The organism is Streptomyces sp. QH1-20 (assembly GCF_041283565.1).
GTDB lineage: Bacteria > Actinomycetota > Actinomycetes > Streptomycetales > Streptomycetaceae > Streptomyces > Streptomyces syringius.
Map to the genome: position 1 here is coordinate 1,373,103 of NZ_CP166299.1, position 16,564 is coordinate 1,389,666.

The 16,564-nt window shown below is 71.6% G+C and carries 14 protein-coding genes; 9 read left to right on the forward strand and 5 right to left on the reverse strand.

Going from position 1 to position 16,564, the window contains the following annotated elements; genetic code table 11:
- Positions 1–61: 61 nt before the first annotated feature.
- Positions 62–1,069 carry a PHP domain-containing protein gene (locus AB8O64_RS06130; protein ID WP_370423804.1) on the forward strand — a complete coding sequence of 336 codons (1,008 nt, stop codon included), beginning with the start codon at positions 62–64 and terminating at the stop codon, positions 1,067–1,069.
- Positions 1,070–1,121: 52 nt separating this feature from the next.
- On the forward strand, positions 1,122–2,069 hold the full coding sequence (ligD, locus tag AB8O64_RS06135; RefSeq protein WP_370418237.1) for a non-homologous end-joining DNA ligase: 948 nt from the start codon (positions 1,122–1,124) through the stop codon (positions 2,067–2,069).
- Positions 2,070–2,085: 16 nt separating this feature from the next.
- Here the strand turns inward: ligD (AB8O64_RS06135) and ligD (AB8O64_RS06140) are convergent, their stop codons facing one another.
- Entirely contained in the window at positions 2,086–2,988 is a 903-nt protein-coding gene (gene ligD / locus AB8O64_RS06140) for a non-homologous end-joining DNA ligase (RefSeq protein WP_370418238.1), read from the reverse strand.
- Between the two features lie 32 nt (positions 2,989–3,020).
- On the opposite strand from ligD (AB8O64_RS06140), the gene AB8O64_RS06145 reads away from it, so the two are divergent.
- Complete coding sequence (locus tag AB8O64_RS06145; RefSeq protein WP_370418239.1) at positions 3,021–4,058, forward strand: Ku protein; 1,038 nt, start codon at positions 3,021–3,023, stop codon at positions 4,056–4,058.
- A 4-nt stretch (positions 4,059–4,062) separates the two neighbouring features.
- Here AB8O64_RS06145 and AB8O64_RS06150 read toward each other — a convergent pair whose 3' ends face one another.
- Positions 4,063–6,768 carry an AAA family ATPase gene (locus tag AB8O64_RS06150; RefSeq protein ID WP_370418240.1) on the reverse strand — a complete coding sequence of 902 codons (2,706 nt, stop codon included), beginning with the start codon at positions 6,766–6,768 and terminating at the stop codon, positions 4,063–4,065.
- A gap of 401 nt (positions 6,769–7,169) precedes the next feature.
- Here AB8O64_RS06150 and AB8O64_RS06155 point away from each other — a divergent pair, with 401 nt between their 5' ends.
- Genes AB8O64_RS06155 through AB8O64_RS06175 form a run of 5 tightly spaced genes read left to right on the forward strand, consistent with a single transcriptional unit; the run spans position 7,170 to position 11,489 of the window.
- Positions 7,170–8,666: an ATP-binding protein gene (locus AB8O64_RS06155; RefSeq protein WP_365376564.1), complete on the forward strand. Its 1,497-nt coding sequence runs from the start codon at positions 7,170–7,172 to the stop codon at positions 8,664–8,666.
- A gap of 25 nt (positions 8,667–8,691) precedes the next feature.
- Positions 8,692–9,078 carry a roadblock/LC7 domain-containing protein gene (locus AB8O64_RS06160; RefSeq protein WP_184737155.1) on the forward strand — a complete coding sequence of 129 codons (387 nt, stop codon included), beginning with the start codon at positions 8,692–8,694 and terminating at the stop codon, positions 9,076–9,078.
- Positions 9,075–9,434, forward strand: a complete 360-nt coding sequence (locus AB8O64_RS06165; protein WP_356457613.1) for a DUF742 domain-containing protein — start codon at positions 9,075–9,077, stop codon at positions 9,432–9,434. The genes AB8O64_RS06160 and AB8O64_RS06165 overlap by 4 nt, the downstream gene beginning before the upstream one ends.
- Positions 9,415–10,038 (forward strand): ATP/GTP-binding protein, encoded by a 624-nt coding sequence (locus AB8O64_RS06170; RefSeq protein ID WP_356457611.1) that lies wholly within the window; start codon positions 9,415–9,417, stop codon positions 10,036–10,038. The genes AB8O64_RS06165 and AB8O64_RS06170 overlap by 20 nt, the downstream gene beginning before the upstream one ends.
- Positions 10,035–11,489, forward strand: a complete 1,455-nt coding sequence (locus AB8O64_RS06175) for a cytochrome P450 (protein WP_370418241.1) — start codon at positions 10,035–10,037, stop codon at positions 11,487–11,489. Before AB8O64_RS06170 ends, AB8O64_RS06175 begins: the two co-directional genes overlap by 4 nt.
- Here AB8O64_RS06175 and AB8O64_RS06180 read toward each other — a convergent pair.
- Both AB8O64_RS06180 and AB8O64_RS06185 read right to left on the reverse strand, forming a co-directional pair.
- Entirely contained in the window at positions 11,381–12,592 is a 1,212-nt protein-coding gene (locus AB8O64_RS06180; RefSeq protein ID WP_370418242.1) for a hypothetical protein, read from the reverse strand. The genes AB8O64_RS06175 and AB8O64_RS06180 overlap by 109 nt on opposite strands.
- Positions 12,593–12,596: 4 nt before the next feature.
- Complete coding sequence (locus AB8O64_RS06185; protein WP_370418243.1) at positions 12,597–13,505, reverse strand: cyclopropane-fatty-acyl-phospholipid synthase family protein; 909 nt, start codon at positions 13,503–13,505, stop codon at positions 12,597–12,599.
- 620 nt (positions 13,506–14,125) lie between these two features.
- On the opposite strand from AB8O64_RS06185, the gene lnt reads away from it, so the two are divergent.
- A complete protein-coding gene (gene lnt / locus AB8O64_RS06190; protein WP_370418244.1) occupies positions 14,126–15,679 on the forward strand; it encodes an apolipoprotein N-acyltransferase in 1,554 nt (517 codons plus the stop codon).
- On the opposite strand, the gene AB8O64_RS06195 is transcribed toward lnt, so the two are convergent.
- Positions 15,651–16,556: a Gfo/Idh/MocA family protein gene (locus AB8O64_RS06195; RefSeq protein WP_370418245.1), complete on the reverse strand. Its 906-nt coding sequence runs from the start codon at positions 16,554–16,556 to the stop codon at positions 15,651–15,653. The two genes, lnt and AB8O64_RS06195, sit on opposite strands and share 29 nt — an antisense overlap.
- Between the last annotated feature and the right edge of the window lie 8 nt (positions 16,557–16,564).

Below are 16,564 nucleotides of genomic sequence, written 5' to 3' on the forward strand. Positions count from 1 at the left end.
GGGGGTGCCGCACGGTAGGGGGTGGGGCCCGGGTCAGGGGACGAGGCGAGGCGGTGGCGTGGTGGAACCGGTGGAGGCACTGGACCGGATCGCGTTCCTGCTGGAGCGTACGGGCGCGCCGACGTACCGGGTGAAGGCGTTCCGCACGGCCGCCGAGGTGATCTCGGCACTGCCCGCCGAGGAGGTGCGCCGACGGGCGGCGGACGGGTCCCTCACCCGGGAGAAGGGCATCGGTCCGAAGACCGCGGCGGTCGTGGCCGAGGCCTCGGCGGGCCGGGTGCCGGGGTACCTGGAGCGGCTGGAGGGCGAGGCCGCAGGCCCGCTGACCGAGGGCGGGCAGGAGTTGCGGGCCGCGCTGCGCGGCGACTGCCATCTGCATTCGGACTGGTCGGACGGCGGCAGCCCGATCGACGTCATGGCCGCCACGGCCAAGGCGATCGGGCACGAGTACGCGGTGCTCACCGACCACTCCCCCCGGCTGACGGTCGCCCGGGGCCTCACGCCGGAGCGGCTGCGGGCGCAGCTCGATGTGGTCGCGGAGGTCGACGAGCGGCTCGGGAAGGACTTCCGGCTGCTCACCGGGATCGAGTGCGACATCCTCGCCGACGGCTCCCTCGACCAGGAGCCCGAGCTGCTGGAGCAGCTGGACGTGGTGGTCGTCTCGGTGCATTCGAAGCTGCGGATGGACGCGGAGAGCATGACCCGCCGTCTGGTGTCGGCCGTGGCCAATCCCCTCGCGGACATCCTCGGCCACTGCACGGGGCGGCTGCTGGGCAGCCGCCCGGAGTCGGAGTTCGACGCGGCGATGGTCTTCGCCGCGTGCGCCCGCTTCGGTACCGCCGTGGAGATCAACAGCCGTCCCGAGCGGCTCGACCCGCCACGCCGGCTGCTCCGACAGGCCCTCGACGCGGGGGTGCTGTTCTCCATCGACAGCGACGCCCACGCCCCCGGCCAGCTGGACTGGCAGATCCACGGCTGTGCCCGCGCCGAGGAGTGCGGGGTGCCCGCCGACCGGATCATCAACACCTGGAGCGCCTCGGACCTGCTGGAGTGGACCCGCTCCCGCTGACGGCTCCGGCGGCCGACCTGCGCGCGTCCGCGACCCCCCTGATCATCGAAGAATGACGCTGCCCGTGATCCGGCCGATGCTGGCCACCCCCGGCCCGCTGCCGGCCGAGGGGGAGGACGCGGACTGGGCGTTCGAGGCCAAGTGGGACGGGGTGCGCCTCGTCGTCGGCGCGCCGGGCGACGGCACCCTCAAGCTCACCACCCGGGCGGACAACGACACGACCGCGACCTATCCCGAGCTGGCCGCGCTCGGGGAGCAGCTGCGCGGCCGGCCCGCGGTCCTCGACGGCGAGGTCGTGGTCCTCGACGCCTCGGGCCGCCCCGACTTCGGGCTGCTCCAGCGCCGGATGGGCGTGGTCAATCCGCGTCGCGCGGCACACCTGGCCATGGAGTACCCCGTCCATCTGATGCTGTTCGATCTGATGTACCTGGACGGCTGGTCGCTGCTCGGCTCCACCTACCGGGAGCGCCGGGCGGTGCTGTCCGGGATGGGGCTCGGCGGGCCGGGCTGGTCGGTGCCGGGGTATCTGGAGGGGCACGGGCGCGAGGCGTGGGAAGCGACGTCACGCAACGGTCTGGAGGGGGTGATGGCCAAACGGCTGTCGTCCGTGTACCTGCCGGGGGTCCGGTCACCCGAGTGGCGCAAGACCAAGCATCTGTCGACCCTCGACGTGGTCATCGGCGGCTGGGCGGAGGGCCGCGGCGGGCTCACCGGGCTGCCCGGGGCGGTCCTGGCGGGCCTGTGGGAGCCGGCCGGGCTGCGGTACGTCGGCTCCGTCGGGTCGGGGCTGTCCGAGTACGAGCGCCGGGATCTGGCCCGCTATCTGGAGGTGGTGCGGCGCGCCGCCTCGCCGTTCGTGAACCCGGTCGACGTCCCGGGTGCGCACTGGGTCGAGCCCCGGCTGGTCGCCGAGGTCGCCTTCTCCGGCTGGACGCCCGCCGGCCGGATGCGGCATCCGACCTGGCACCGGCTGCGCCCGGATCTGACGCGGCTCGACTAGGGCCTGTGCCGGGCCGTCACGGGAGCGAGCCGCGGGGCGCGTCGGCGGCCAGCGGCGCGAGGAGGTCGCCGTGCGCGGCGACGCGGTCGAGGACCTGCTCGGGGGTGAAGGCGAGGTCACCGGGCGCACCGACGGCGGCGACCTCGTCCCAGCCGACCGGGGCGGCGACGCCGGGGCTCTCGCGCAGGCGCACGGTGTAGGGAGCCGCGGTGGTCTTCGCGCTCGCGTTCTGCGACCAGTCGATGAACACCTTTCCGGGGCGCTCCGCGCGTGACATGGAGACGACCACCAGCCCGGGGTGTTCGCCCATCATGCGGCCGGCCAGGTCCTTGGCGTAGTCCGCGGTGGCACGGCCGGAAGCGGGGTGGATGGGCGCGTAGAGGTGCAGCCCCTTGGCACCGGAGACCACGGCGTGGGCGGTGAGCCCGTCGGCGTCGAGGAGCTGGCGCAGCCGCTGGGCGACGCGGCAGCAGAGCACCAGGTCGGCGCCCGGTCCGGGGTCCAGGTCGAGGACGAGCCGGTCGTGGCCGTCGCGCCCGGCCGCGGCCGTCCACTGCGGGACGTGCACCTCGTACGCGCCGAGGTTCGCCATGGCCACCAGCGCGGCGGTGGAGTCGATCATGACCTGTTCGGTGACCCCCTCGCGGTGCTCCACCGGCACCACCGGCACCCATCCGGGTGCCCCGGGCGGCGGGTTCTTGGCGACCCAGCTCTCCCCGGCCGGCCCCTCGGGGGCGCGGACGAAGGACGCGGGCCGCCCGGTGATGTGCGGCAGCATCACCGGGGCGATCCCGGCGTAGTACCGCAGCAGCTGCGCCTTGGTGTGGCCCGTGGCGGGGAACAGCACCCGGTCCAGATGGGACAGGGACAGCCGGTGGCCGTCGACCTCCACCACCTGCCGGTCCGAAGATGCGGGCATAAGGTAGGAATTCCCCGTGGAGGGATAAAAGTATGCGGACCATGTGGAAAGGCGCGATCGGCTTCGGGCTGGTGTCCGTGCCCGTACGGCTGTACGCCGCCACACAGGAGCACGGCGTCAAGCTGCACCAGGTCCACGACGCCGACGGGGGACGGATCCACCTCAAGCGCGTCTGCGACGTCTGCTCCGAGGAAGTCGACTACGAGCACATCGCCAAGGGCTACGCGGACGACGAGGGGCACGTCGCCGTCGTCACCAAGGAGGAGATGGCGGGGCTGCCGCTGCCGAGCAAGCGGCTCATCGACGTGCTGGCCTTCGTCGACGCCGACCGCATCGACCCGCTCCAGCTCTCCGGCGCGTACTACCTGGCCCCCGAGAGCGCCGCCGCCAACAAGCCGTACGTCCTGCTCCGGGAGACCTTGAAGCAGACCGAGCGGGTCGCCGTCACCAAGATCGCGCTGCGTACCCGGGAGTCGCTGGCGCTGCTGCGGGTCCACGACGAGCTGCTGACCCTGCACACCATGTACTGGCCCGACGAGGTCCGCGACAGCGGCGATCTCGCCCCGCCCTCCTCGGTCACCGTGCGGCCGCAGGAGTTGAAGATGGCCACGAGTCTGATGGACACCCTCTCCGAGGACTTCGACCTCGACGCCCTGGAGGACGAGTACGAGGTCGCCCTCGCCGAGCTGATCTCCGCCCATCTGGAGGACCGGCCCGCGCCGAGGAAGGAGACCGCCCCGGCGCCCGACAACGTCATCGACCTGATGGCCGCGCTCCAGGCCTCCATCGACCGGGCCGCCGAGCGCGGCGACACGGACGAGCAGAAGGAAGAAACCGCCGGGCGGCGCTCCCGGGGGGCCACGAAGAAGACAGCGGCCAAGAAGTCGGCGGCGGAACGCAAGCCGACGAAGGCGAAGGCACAGAGTGCCGGGAAGAAAACCGACCGGGCAAGCTCGTCGAATGCCCGGTCGGCCAAAAGCACGACCGCCAAGAAGTCGGCGGCGGCCGGAAAGACCGCCGCCAAGACCACGAAGAAGACCGCAGCCCGGAAGTCGAGCCGCGCCTCCTGAACCGCTATCCGCCGGAGGGGGCCGCCCCTTCGCCTTCGGCCGCCGCGAGCTCCCCGCGGGCGGTCTCGACGAGCCCGTCCGCGCCACAGCGCTTTGCGAGGGCGAGGCCCTCGCGGAGCAGCTCGGCGCCCTCATGGGCAAGGCCGACGCCGCGCAGCGCGGTGCCGTGGTCCACCAGCGCCATCGCCAGCTCGTGCCGGCAGGGAGATCTGCGCAGATGCGTCACGGCACGGCCGAGCATGTCGAGGGCTTCGTCCCCGTCGGTCAGGTGCGCCGCCCGCCGCAACGCCTCGCCCACCGCGGTGTCGGTGCCGAACCGCCCGGCGTGCCGGATCGCCTGATCGGCGAGCGCGCGGGCCCGCTCGGGGTTGTCCTCCGCGACCGCCGAGGCCAGGTCGAGCGCCCATGGCGCCCAGAGCGTGTTGTTCCGGCCGCGCTCCTCCATGATCCGCCCGACGGCCTCGAGTTCGGCGATGGCCTCCTTCCTGCGGCCACGGGCGAGCAGCAGCCGGCCGACCACGGAGGGAGCGTCGGGCATCACCATCGCCGGAGGATAGGGCGGGCTGAAGGAGTACTTCTCCGCCACGGCCTCGGCCTCCGCCAAGTGACCACGGGCGAGCAGGGTCTCCACCAGCAGACAGGTGCCGTCCCACTGGATGGGCAGTCCGGGACCGAGCCGGCCCGCCAGCCGCAGCCCTTCGCGCAGGAAGTCCTCGGCGACGGCGAGATTGCCGCGCCGTCGGTGGACGAGTCCGAGGAAGCCGTGGGCGAAGGCGAGGTGGGCACCGCTCCAGCCGGAGATCTCGAACGCCCGCACCGCCTCGCTGAACAGCCGCTCGGCGCGGTCGAGCCGGTCGGTGTAGGCGTAGGTGATCCCGATGACGCTGGGGATCTCGAAGCCCCATTCCGTGTTGGTCCAGGACATGCCCGCGGCGAGCCGGCCGTCGTCGAGCGCGCGGTCGTTCAGCTCGGCGACGCGTACGGCGTCCTCACCGCGGACCATGCCGTCGAACGCACGGAGCGCGAGCAGGGCACGCTCGGAGTTGTTCCGCCCTTCGAGACCGTCGGCGAGGTCGGCGATCTGCTGTGAGCGCTCCTCGGCGCCCTCCTCCTCGTACTGAATGCCCTTCCACAGGAAGTGGGCGGCCTGCAGCCGCATCCGTCCGGAGCCGGTCGGCATCTCGGCCGCGCGGGCGGCCACCACTTCGGCCGCGTCGATGAGCTGGCCGTTGTGGGCGTACACCTGCGAGAGCCGGTAGGTGGCCTCGACCTGCAGCTCCTTGGGCAGGCTCGGCAGGGCGAGGGCCGCGCGCAGATGGTTGATGGTGGTGGACGGCGAGGTGAGCAGGGCCGAGCAGCCGAGCTCGTAGAGCACCGAGGCCCGGTCCTCGTCCGGCGGCGGCTCGGCCATCGCGCGCTCCAGACAGCGGCGGGCGGCCTCGGGGGCGCCGACGGCGAGGTGTTCATGGGCGGCGGCGCGCAGCTGCCGGACCAGATCGGGGTCGTCGTCGGGGTGGACCTCCAGCAGGTGCCGCGAGGCGGCGGCCGCGCCGTGGCCCGCGTTGGTGATCGCCCAGGCGGCGAGGCCGTGCATCGCGGTGCGGGTGGCGGGCGGCACGGCCCGGTAGACGGAGGTGGCGATCAGCGGGTGGACGAACTCGAGATCTCCGGCGCCGGTGAGGATACGGGCCTCGCGCAGCCGGTCCGCGCACTCGGCGGCCTCCGAGGGGCTCATTCCGGCGAGCATCGCGGCGACGCGCGGTGAGATCTCCGTACCGAGGACAGCCGCCGCCCAGGCGAAGCGGGTGACGGAGGTGCCGAGCCGCTCCAGCCGGGTGACCAGGCCGCTGCCCCGGGCGGCGGCGCCGAGTTCACGCAGCAGGCACGCGGACTCCTCGGCCGGCCGCAGCCCCCGGTCCTGCGCCTTGGCGATGAGCTCGACGGCCTCGTAGGGGTTGCCGCCGGTGACGGCCCAGACCTCACGGCAGAAGGGGTCGTCCGCCTCCCTGCTGAGCGTGGCCCGTACGAGATCGGCCACCGCCGCCGGGGTGAGGGCGTGCAGGCTGACGGGCCGGGTGCCGCGGCCGTTGACCAGCTCCTTGAACGCCGGGGTGTGATCGGGCAGTTCGTCCGGCCGGTAGGCCACGACCACGAGCAGCGGCAGCTCCCGCAGCCGCACGGCGAAGGAGGCCAGCCAGGCGAGGGATTCGGCGTCGCCCCACTGGGCGTCGTCGATGACGACGACCAACGGCGAGGTGGTCATCGCCAATTGGGTGACCACCCAGTCGAGGCTGTCGCGCACGCCCTGGGGGTCGGCCGGTGGTCCGAGCGGCGGCGCGATGCCGAGGACCGGCAGCGCGACGTCGTACCAGTCGCCCAGCAACTCCTGTCGCCGGGCGGGTGACATGGGCGCCAGGGCGGGCTGGAGGAGCTGGCGCACGATATGGAAGGGAACGGCCTGGGCCGACTCGCTGCCCCGACCGGCCAGCACGGTGCAGCCGCGCTCGACGGCCACCCTCCGCAGCTCGCCGAGCAGGGCCGTCTTGCCGACCCCCGCCTCCCCGCTGTACAGCAACAGTCCGCCGAGGATCGCTTCCCCGTCGGCGATACGGCCGCACAGGCCGTCTACAGCCTGTTCCGCGGCGGCGATCTCCTGCTCGCGCTCGAACAGGGCGGTGTACTGGCGTCGATCACGCTGATGCCCCGTCATGGCAGTGTCTCCTGTAGGGATGTGGTGGGCCGAGCCTAGCCCCGTCGGCGGACGTTGGGGCAAGGTTCACCGCAGCGATCCACCCGGCAGCGTGACCCTCCCCCGGCGCCGAACATTTATTCGTTGCACTCGGAAATCTCTTCGATATTCCGATCCCGGGGGCATTGTGAGGCCTTTCGAATTCGCCCGTCAGCCCAATCCGCGAATATGACAACTTCGCGGTCCCGGCACCGCGTGACAGGCTACGCTCCATGTCGCGCAGCGGGTCGAGGCGACTCGAGACCGCTGCCCCAACCGCCGTGCCACCGCAGGCCGGAGAACATCACCCAGCATTCCGCGTACGGCGTCGCCCATTCCCGCGGCGCCCCATAAGCCTTTTCCCAAGAGCACCGAGGATCTCGATGGTTGGTACTGGATCGTCACACCAAGGCAGGCGGCCCGCCTCCGCTCTCATATGGCTGGTCCCCCCTGTCGTGCTGGCGGTCTGCACGGTGACCGCCGCAGTCCTCGTACCTCTCGGCGCTCGCTCCCCGGTGGCCTGGTGCGGGACCGTGGCGACCGTCGCGGTGGCCCTCACCTCGTCGGAGGCGGTGCGGCGGGGCCGCATCATCGACTCGCTGCGCCGGCGCTGCGCCGAGCAGGAGGCCGCGTTCCGTCACCGGCTCGTCCAACAGGAGATCGAGACCCGGCGGCTGGCCCGCGAGCTGCTGCCCGCCGCGGTGAACCTGCTGCAGCAGGGCGCGTCAGCCGATGAGGTGCTCCGTGAGGTCAGGCCGCTGACCCCGCTCGACCCGTCGTTCGAGGCCGCGCACCGCTCGGTGCTGCGCTCGGTGGTGGAGGCGGTGCAGGCCGAGGAGGGGCTGCGCGACTCCGCGCACCGCGCCTTCGTCAACATCGCCCGCCGTGTGCAGGCGATCGTCCACCAACAGGCCACCGACCTCCGGGAGATGGAGGACCGGCACGGCAACGACCCCGATGTCTTCGGCGACTTGCTGCACCTGGACCACGGGACCGCGCTGATCGGCCGCCTCGCGGACAGCATCGCGGTGCTCGGCGGCTCCCGCCCCGGACGCCAGTGGAAGAACCCGATCCCCCTCTACAACGTCCTGCGCGGCGCCATGTCCCGGATCATGGACTACCGCAGGGTGGACCTGCACTCCGTGGCGGACGTCGCGGTCACCGGCCCCGGGGTGGAGCCGCTGATCCACGCGCTGGCCGAGTTGCTGGACAACGCCACCCGCTACTCGCCACCGCAGACCCGGGTGCACCTGACCGCCGTGGAGGTCCAGTCGGGGGTGGCGGTCGAGATCGAGGACGCCGGCGTCGGCCTCACCGACGAGGCCCGCCGCCGTACCGACGCGGTGCTGGAGCTCGCCGACCGCGGCCTCGACCTCAACGACCTCGGCGAGACGCCGCGGCTGGGACTGGCCGTCGTCAGCCGGCTCGCCAAGACCTACGCGTTCCGGGTCTCGCTGCGGCCTTCGGCGTACGGCGGTGTGCGTGCCGTACTGATCGTGCCGGAGAACCTGATCACGGCGAGCGCCACCCCGGGCGGCGAGATCGCCCGTGCGGCCACCCTCCCACCCCCCAAGCCCAGGAAGAAGCCGGGCCGGCCGCTGCCGCCGCCCCCGGAACTCGACCGGCCGACCGAGGAGTCCGACGGCTCGGGCGGGCTTCCGCAGCGCCGTCGGCGCGCTCCCGGCATCCCCTCGCGGGCCGCCCGGAAGGCAGCGGCCGCCGCGGCGGGCCGTTCCCCCCGGAGGCATTCCCCCGCGGCCGAGCCTCCCCCGCAGCCTGGCCTGTGGCTGGCCGCCTTCACGAGCGCTGTCAACGGTGAGGAGCCGACGACCGACGCGCGGGGACCGTTCAGTGATGAATCGTCAGACAAGGAAGAGTAGCCAAGTGACGCAGCTGCGGTTCAACATGGACTGGATGCTCAAGGACCTGGCATCCAGCGTTCCTCAGACCCGCCACGTGATCGTGTTGTCCTCGGACGGTCTGCGCATGGCGCAGCACGGTTCGGACACGGACGCCGCGGATCGCCTGGCCGCCGCCTGTGCGGGACTGCAGAGCCTGTCCACGGCGGTGGCCGCGGAGTTCCCGCACGGTGACGGGCAGATGCGACTGGTCGTGATCGAGGTCGACGGCGGCTTCTTCTATCTGATGGCGGCCGGCGCCGGGGCGTATCTGGCGGTGCTGGCGGACGACGACGTCGACGCCGGGCTCATGGGCCAGCGCATGCGGGACCTGGTGGCCCGGATCGGCGAGCATCTCACCAGTCCGCCGCGCGTCAGCGGGCCGGTCACGTGAGTAAGCCCAAAAATCCGTGGGACCAGGGAAATCCGGACCGGTTATACATCCTCACCACCGGGCGCAGCAGCACCGACCAGGACCTCAAGCTCGATCTGGTGACGCTGATCGTCGCCCGGACCGAGACCGACCCCGGACTCCAGCCCGAGCACGCCGCCATTGTGCGGATGTGTGACTACCCGCTCTCCGTCGCCGAAATATCGGCCTATCTCACCCTGCCCGTCAGCACCGTGACCGTATTGCTCACGGATCTGCTCGCGAATGATCAAGTGGAGGCCAGGCCCCCGGTCCCGGTCGCCGCACTACCCGATGTGCGACTCCTGGAGGCGGTGATGCATGGACTACAGAACCTTTGACACACACGCCGGACCCAGGACCGAGGACATCCTCCCCGCCTCGACCGCGGCGGCCGTCAAGGTGGTGATCGTCGGTGGATTCGGGGTCGGTAAGACGACCCTCGTCGGCGCGGTGAGCGAGATCAGACCGCTGACCACCGAGGAGACGATGACCCAGGCCGGGGTCGGCGTGGACGACCTGGCCGGCATCGAGCACAAGACCGAGACGACCGTGGCGATGGACTTCGGCCGGATCAGCATCAACGAACAGCTGGTGCTGTATCTGTTCGGCACGCCCGGCCAGGAGCGCTTCTGGTTCCTGTGGGACGGCTTGTTCGAAGGCGCGCTGGGCGCGGTGGTCCTCCTCGACACCCGCCGCCTGGAGGTGAGTTACGACGTGATGGGCCTGCTGGAGGAGCGGGGCGTGCCCTTCGTCGTCGCCGTCAACACCTTCCCCGGCTCACCCGTCCACGCCATGTCGGAGCTGCGGGCGGCCATGGACCTCCCCGACTCCGTGCCCATGTTCACCTGCGACGCCCGTGAGCGCGCCTCCTGCCGGGACGCGCTGATGACCCTCATGCGCTACCTCTACACCCTCACGAACGAATCCCCGGAGCCACAGTGACCCCCCGTGACGAACACTCCCGCGCCGACTCCGCGACGGTCGCTCCCCCGCAGTGCCCCGCCCATGCCTACGGCGAGGGCGGCATCGCGCGGCTGTACGGGCCCGCGGCCGAGGCGGACCCGATGGGACTGTACGAACAGCTCCGCGACCGGCACGGCGCGGTCGCGCCGGTGCTGCTGCACGGCGATCTCCCGGCCTGGCTGATCCTCGGCTACCGGGAGAACCTCGACGTCACGCGGACCCCGTCGCGGTTCTCGCGCGACTCACGGAACTGGCGCGACATGCGGGAGGGCAAGCTCACCCCCGACCACCCGCTGGCTCCGATCTCCACCTGGCAGCCCATCTGCGCGTTCGCCGACGGCCAGGTGCACGAGCGGTGGCGCGGCGCCATCAACGACGCCATGGGCCGCTTCGACCGGCGCGGTGTCCGCCGCCACATCACCCGCTTCGCCAATCAGCTCGTCGACGGCTTCTGCACCACCGGCAAGGCCGACCTGGTGCACGAGTTCGCCGAGCACCTGCCCATGCTGGTGCTCACCCAGCTGCTCGGGATGCCCGAGGAATACGGGCCGCAGCTGGTCAAGGCCGCCCGCGACATGATCAAGGGCACCGAGACCGCCGTCGCCAGCAACGCCTACGTCCAGGAGACGCTGCGCAAGCTGGTGGTGCGCAAGCACGCCGACCCCGGCCCCGACTTCACCAGCTGGCTGCTGGAGCACCCCGCCAAGCTCTCCGACGAGGAGGTCCAGCAGCATCTGCGGCTGGTGCTGATCGCCGCGTTCGAGACCACGGCGAACCTGATCGCGAACACAGTGCGCATGGTGCTGTCCGACCCGCGGTGCCGCGCCAATCTGGCCGGGGGCCATATGACCCTGCCGGACGCGGTCGAGCAGGTCCTGTGGGACGAACCCCCGTTCACGACGATCCTCGGACGCTGGGCCACCCAGGACACCGAGCTCGCCGGGCAGAAGATCAAGGCGGGTGACGCCCTCGTGCTGGGGCTGGCCGCGGCCAATGTGGACACGGCCATCCGCCCCGACCCGACGGCGCCCGTCCACGGCAACCGCTCCCACCTGGCCTTCAGTGGAGGTGCGCACGAATGCCCCGGCCAGGACATCGGCCGGGCCATCGCTGACACGGGTATCGACGCGCTGCTGAACCGGCTGCCGGACATCCGGCTGGCCGTGGCGGAGTCCGAGCTGAGCTGGGTCTCCTCTCTGATGTCACGTCATCTGGTGGCGCTGCCCGTGCAGTTCACCCCGCAGCGTCCGCAGCCGCCGGAGGAGTCGGGGCTGCCCGTCCTGTCCGCGGCGGACCGGGCGGAACTGGAGTTGCCGGAGCCTCAGACCTCCGCGCCGGACAGGTCCGCGGGGATCCCCGCGCCGGCGAAGGCGCCCCGCCCCCGGACGTCGGTGTGGAAGTCGCTGACCGGGTGGTTCCGGCGGCGCTGAGTGACGGCCTCCAGTTGGTCCCACCACCAGGCCGCCGACGCTATGGGCAGCGGTCCGGTGTCGGGGTCACTGGGTGTGTCCCGCCACGTTATGCCGTAGGTCGCCCCTGGCACCGGGAGTTCATGCCGGTTCCGGGGGCTGGCGTAGCGCGGGGCTGCGTTCATCCACCGTATGCAGCCGGCGATGTAGTGGCCCAGGGCTTCGAGATAGCGGCGCAGCTCGGGGTCGGCGTCCCGGGCGATCTGGTCGCGCAGGTCCAGGAAGAGCGTCATGGCCCGGTCGCGTATGGCGAGGGCCTCGCCGAGGGCCTTGTCCGGGGGACTGCCGTCCTGGTGGGCCAGGACGTTGACGATGTTCTGGTCGGTGGTCTCCTGGTTGTCTTCCTTGGCATAGGAGAAAAGGTCGTTGTCGCAGCTCACGATGAAGCCCGCGGCGTCGGTGAGGGCCTGGACGGGGGCGGAGTACAGCTCCCCGTCCGGGATCTCGATGCCGCTCGCGATCTCGCTCCAGGCCAGGGAGAAGCGAGTGCCGTTGATCGAGGGGCGTAAGGCGACGTAGTCGGACAGGGTCGGCATGATGCCGCGTTCCACATTGCTGACCTGCCATGCGGCTCCGAAGAGCCAGTCCCGCATGCCTTCGGCCACCCGTCGGAGCTGGACGGGGGTGGCCAGGGCCCGGGTGCGGGAGGCGAGGTCCTCCAGGGCGGCGGCGAACGGGGTGCTGCCGAGCATGGCGGAGCCCGGTGCTTCGAGGCAGCGGGAGATCCGGGCGTTGAGATCGACGATGCGGGAGGTGCGGATGTCCGCGGAGCCCGTGTCGTGCCAGAAGTCGTCGAGAGCGAACGCCCAGTGATTCCACTCGATGAACAGCAGCAGCGGCTCGTCCTTCCCGTACGGGATCATCCGGCAGCTGAAGTCGGTGCTGTGGGTGGCGATGCTCCAGGCCCGCTCGGTGCCGTCGCGGAAGATGCCCATGGCGTCGAGCCAGGCTATGGCCCGTTCTTCCAGTTGGTCCGCCCGTGGATGGATGGCGGCGTCGATCGGGCAGTAGAAGGGGGGCAGCCGCCAGCCGATGGCGGATGCGCGCGTCGCTGTCTCGGTCATGGAATCAGTGTCCTCCGAGACGGAAGAGAAGGAGCCGGGTCTCGACCGCGTGATCCCGCCAGACCCGGAACAACTTCCCATGGGTGAGGGCCGATTCGACGAGTCGCTCGGCCGCGATCGGGGACCGGTCGTCCGTGCGCGCCATCCTGTCCAGCTCGGCCGTCGTCCAGGCCATGGACTGCACCCAGAACTCCGCGACCTGGTCGGTCACGTCCTCGTCCTGTTCCAGTTCGAAGCCGGCCGCGTGGGCGGCGTCGATGTATTCGGACAGGGTGCCCAGCCTGGTCTTGTAGTACCCGTCGATGAAGCTGGTCCACTCCGGGCGGCACAGGAAGTGCTCCTGGATCCCGAACCAGCCGCCGGGTTTGAGCGCTTTGGCGACCACGGAGAAGAGCCGTTCGCGGTCCATGTAGCCCGAACTCTCGATGGCCACGGCGGCGTCGTACTTGTGCTCCTCGCACAGGTCGTGGATGTCGCCGAGGACGGGGGTGACGAGGTGCTCCACGCCCGCCTGCCGGACGAGATCCGCCATCACGGGTACGTGTTTCGCGGTGACCGTCATCGCGGTGACCGAGCAACCGTGCTCCTGGGCCCAGTAGATGGAGCCGCCGCCCAGTCCGCAGCCGATGTCGAAGAGCGAGGCCGGCGGGGCGTCCGTCACCCCCCAGGAGCGGGCGGCGTGATCGAGCGCCGCCTCCTGGGACTCGAAGAGACGGCGCCGGATGACGCGCTGGGAGACCGTGGTGTTCGGTGCCGCACCGGAGTCGAACAGCCCCACATGGAAGTGGACTCGGGGGCCGGGGCCGTACTTGTGCAGAATGTCGGCGGTCTTCCTCGAGTAGTACAGCGGCACCTGGGTCTCATCGCGCACCGCGTCGGGAGCAGCGGTCACCTCGGCGACAAGGTTGTCCATGGGATACCTCCGAGACATCGACTGTCGGTGAAGAGGCGGACAGGGGAGATGGACCACGGGAGGGACGCTCTCTGGTGACTGAATCGCATGTTCGGTCTCGCACGTATGTCACGCCGCCCCCCGGCGACACACAACCAGCACGCCTGTCCAGTTTTGCCCGGTACCTGCCCATGCCGGGTCAGCGATAACCCACATTACGTACCGTCGTGCGCCTTTCTGACGCAGGGCGCCAGGATCACTTCAGCTCAATTTAGACCAAATTGAGCTGACATTGGCTTGCTTCACGACCAGAAAGGCTGAAAATTGCGCGCTGTTGTCGGGGTTTTGGCCTTCCGACAGGCCAGTATCCAGACGGGCCGGGGATGGCCGGAACCCTCTTACGCATATGGTGTGCGGGCGATCGAAGGGGGGCACGGCTTCTGCGCATGCGCCCCTGGGCTGTTGGGGAAGCAGCGCGGCCAGGCGCACGCAGGTACGCCTGGGGCACTTCCGGCCGGGCCGTCGACGTCGGTCCGCGCCCGAAGCTCTCGGCCGCGCAGCGTGTCGCGGCCGTCGCACCCTGCCCTTGATCGCCCCACTCCCGCACACTGGTGAACCGGCCGGGACAAGGGAGGCGCGGCATGGCAGCGATGTCGGCGGTACGACAGTGGTCTCGGCTCGGTGCCTCGCCCTGGTGGCGGGCGGTGGCGGCGGTGCTCGCGGGCGCGCTGCCCGCGCTGGCCTTTCCCGCCCCCGCGCTGTGGTGGCTGGCCTACGCGGCTCTCGTCCCGTGGCTGCTGATCGTCGCGTCGGCCGCCACGCCCCGGCGGGCCGCCCTGGACGGGTGGCTCGGCGGCGCGGGCTTCCTGCTCGCCGTGCACCACTGGCTGCTGCCGAGCCTGCACGTCTTCATCCTCCTCCTGGCCGCGCTGCTGGGGTTGTTGTGGGCGCCCTGGGGGCTGCTGGTGCGACGGCTGCTGGGCGGTGATCCGGGGCCCGGCCGGGTGGCGGCGGCGCTGGTCCTCGTGCCGTCCGGCTGGCTGATGGTCGAGCTGGTCCGCTCCTGGGAGTACCTCGGCGGGCCGTGGGGGTTGCTTGGCGCGAGCCAGTGGCAGGTCGCGCCCGCCCTGCGGGTCGCCTCGGTCGGCGGGGTCTGGCTCGTGGGCTTCCTGCTGGTGGCGGTCAACACCGCGGTGGCCGCGCTGCTTTCGGCTCCCCGGGGCCGATGGGCCGGGGCGGCGGGGGTGCTCGCGTGCGCGGTGGCGGTGGCCGGGGTGTGGGTGGGGGCACCACTGCCGGAGCGGGCCGGCACGGTACGGATCGCGCTCGTCCAGCCGGGGGTGATCGCCGGCGGTCACAGTCCGCAGCGGCGCTTCGACCGCGAGGAGGCGCTCACCCGCCGGCTGGCCGGGCGGCGGGTGGATCTGGTGGTGTGGGGCGAGAGCAGCGTCGGCCATGACCTGGACCGGCGGCCCGGCCTGCGCGAACGGCTGGCCGCGCTGTCCCGCGCGGTGGGGGCGCCCCTGCTCGTCAACGTCGACGCGCAACGCTCGGACCGCCCGGGCATCTTCAAGAGTTCGGTGCTGATCGGCCCGGACGGGCCGACCGGTGACCGCTACGACAAGACGCGGCTCGTGCCGTTCGGCGAGTACATCCCGGCGCGGTCGCTGCTCGGCTGGGCCACGTCCGTGGGCAAGGCGGCGGCCGAGGACCGGCGGCGCGGCAACGGCCCGGTGGTGATGCGGCTGCCGGGCGACCGCCCGCTGATCGGGCCGCTGGTGTGCTTCGAGACGGCGTTCCCGGACATGAGCCGGCGTCTGGTGCGCGACGGGGCCCAGCTGATCGTCGCCCAGTCCGCGACCTCGACCTTCCAGCACAGCTGGGCACCCGCGCAGCACGCCTCACTGGCCGCGCTGCGGGCCGCCGAGACCTGGCGGCCGATGGCGCACGCGACGCTGACGGGGGTGAGCACGGTGGCGGACGCCGAGGGTCGGCAGGTCGGCGGGCGACTGGGCACCGACCGCAGCGACTTCGCCGTCCACGACGTGCCGCTCGCGCGGGGCACCAGCCCGTACGTCCGGTTCGGGGACTGGGTGGTGTACGCCTCGCTGGCCACCCTCGGTGTCTTCTGCGCCACCGAGGGCGCTCGCGGGCTGCGGCGTGCGGTCAGGAAGCCTGCTCGCACACCGCGGTGACGATCCGCTCGCACATCTCGTGCGTGCGCAGGGCCTCCTCGGCGTCCAGGACCTTGCCCGCGCGGACCGCGTCGAGGAAGAAGAGGGCGATCTGCTCGATGCCGCGCTGACGGGCCACCGGCACCCAGTCGCCGCGGCGGCGGACAGTCGGCTGGCCCTTGTGGTCCACCACCTCGGCGAGGTTGAGGACCTGCCGCTTGGTGTCCTGGCCGGCGACCTCGAGGATCTCCTCGGTGGAGCCGCTCATCCGGTTCATGGTGCCGATGGCGGTGAAGCCGTCGCCCGACAGCTGGAGGACGACGTGGTGCGTCAGGCCGTCGCGCACCCGCGCCCGGACGTCGACGTGGTCGATGGTGCCGGGCACGAGGAAGCGCAGGGTGTCCACGACGTGGATGAAGTCGTCGAAGACCAGGGACCGCGCGTCCTCGGCGAGGCCGACGCGGTTCTTCTGCATCAGGATCAGCTCGCGCGGGTGGTCCAGGCACTGCGCGTAGCCGGGTGCGAAGCGGCGGTTGAAGCCGACCATCAGGCTCACGCCGCGCTCCTGGGCGAGACGGACCAGGCGCTCGCTCGCGGCGAGGTCGTAGGCGAGGGGCTTGTCGACGTAGACCGGCACGTCCGCTTCGAGGAGCCGGGTGACGATCTCGGGGTGCGCAGCGGTCGCCGCGTGCACGAACGCCGCGTCGAGCCCGGCCCCGATCAGCGAGTCGAGGTCGGTGTGGCGCTGGTTCCCGGGGACGCGGTAGGTGTCGGCGACCCGGTGGAGGGTGGCGGGGGTGCGGGTGTGCAGGTGGGGTTCGAGTCCCGGCTGGGCGGCCAGTACCGGCAGATAGGCCTTCTGTGCGATGTCCCCGAGCCCGATGCAGCCGACCTTCACTGAGCCTC